The following is a 1038-nucleotide window of genomic DNA, read 5'->3' as shown; positions in this document are numbered from 1 at the left end:
TCCTTCGTTCTACCTGTCCAAGGCGTGGAGACCGATGGCGTTTAGCTGACGGGTCTAGGCCCTTACGGACACCAAACTCGGTTCTCTTGTGCGTTTGTTAATCTTACGAATGAGTCAAATTTTTAAAAGGCAGTTTCAGTAAGTATTAGTATTACTACGAATGTCGACGTTATGTTAGGCAGCCAGCGGGCTCAAATTCTCGGAGCAATATGACTCTCCCCGTTGCACCATTCCAATAACAATGCGAGCCAGTTTGCCAATCAGCTTGTAGATGGAAGCGCTCTTCTTCATTCCCCTCTTCTGGTTGTTCTCGTGCCAGCGCCTGAAATCCGGATGCACTCGGACGAGGTTGAGAACTCCGAGAAACAGATACTTGCGAAGCATGCTATCCCCACGCTTGGAGAGCTTGATCTGGCCTTTGAATTTACCTGATGTGCACTCAGCCAGATTGAGTCCGGCACGCCGCAAGAGCTGACGTCCATGGGCATAGTGGCGAAGATCTCCCGCGCAACCTAGCAGGGCTGCGATGGTGATGGTTCCAATCCCTTCTATGCTTCGTAGTTGCTCCGCCAACGGAATATCGATCAACAGTTCCACAATTTCCTGTTGCATCTCATCCAGAAGGCGCGTAGTCTGTTCATAATTATCCAGCAGGCGCTGGAGGTCTCGCCGCGCTTGCTCCGGTGCCCCTGTGTCGCCAATACTGCGTGCAGCTGCCATTAATAGCTCCACAGCCTTGCCTTTTCCACTAACCCCGCCGGCACGCTTCATGCCTTGGTCGCGCCAGCCTTTCACAACGTCATCGGCTTTCAACGCTTTCAGATCGGACGGCAAGGGGAATGCTCGAAGCGATGCCAGCGAACGCAGAGTCGTCCAATCCGGGAAAACGCGGCTGAATTCGGGAAAGTACAGATCGATCCACCGGACAATGCGATTGCCCAGGCTGTTCGCTTGCTTAACCCAGAACTCCCGATCGCTCATGGCAGTCTTCAGTCGTTCGAGCACCGCAGCTTGAGGCGAATAGTCGAAATAAAGGCC

The 1038-nt window shown here is 53.0% G+C and carries 1 protein-coding gene; it reads right to left on the bottom strand.

Annotated features, from left to right (window positions below; translation table 11 throughout):
* Positions 1-174 precede the first annotated feature (174 nt).
* Positions 175-1038: transposase (locus PT964_RS26345; protein ID WP_274366334.1), on the bottom strand; the 864-nt coding region annotated here is incomplete at its 5' end.

The organism is Paenibacillus thermotolerans (assembly GCF_028745515.1).
Taxonomy (GTDB): Bacteria; Bacillota; Bacilli; order Paenibacillales; family YIM-B00363; genus Paenibacillus_AE; species Paenibacillus_AE thermotolerans.
The sequence above is the reverse complement of the archived record's forward strand: the minus strand, read 5'-3'. Positions and strand labels throughout refer to the sequence as shown.